Genomic DNA, 270 nt, shown 5'->3' with positions numbered 1-270 from the left:
GACGGCTGGATGCCCCAGAACTTGATCTGGTTGGTGAAGTGGTCCGACAGATACTGCGAGCCGTGATCCATTCGCAAGGCCAGCCCCCGAGCCGCGCCGGCGGAGGTCGAGTGATACAGCCTCGCAAGCCCCATGGAGATCGGCTGAAGGGCGGCGAAGCGGTCGCCTCGCTTGCACACATGCCAGCCGACGCACTCGGCGTTCCAATGCTCGATGGCGGTGAATATCCAGCCCCAGCCGTCGTCCACCGTGAACACCCGAACGCCGTCC

At 64.8% G+C, this 270-nt stretch carries 1 pseudogene; it reads right to left on the bottom strand.

Features of this window, described 5'->3' with window-relative positions:
- Window positions 1–248: pseudogene (locus SAY88_RS25095) on the bottom strand (IS3-like element ISMtsp5 family transposase); the annotation flags it as partial.
- Window positions 249–270 lie beyond the last annotated feature (22 nt).

Source organism: Halalkalibacter flavus (assembly GCF_036663575.1).
Classification (GTDB): domain Bacteria; phylum Bacillota; class Bacilli; order Bacillales; family Bacillaceae_D; genus Halalkalibacter; species Halalkalibacter flavus.
This window is presented reverse-complemented; position numbering and strand designations above follow the sequence as displayed.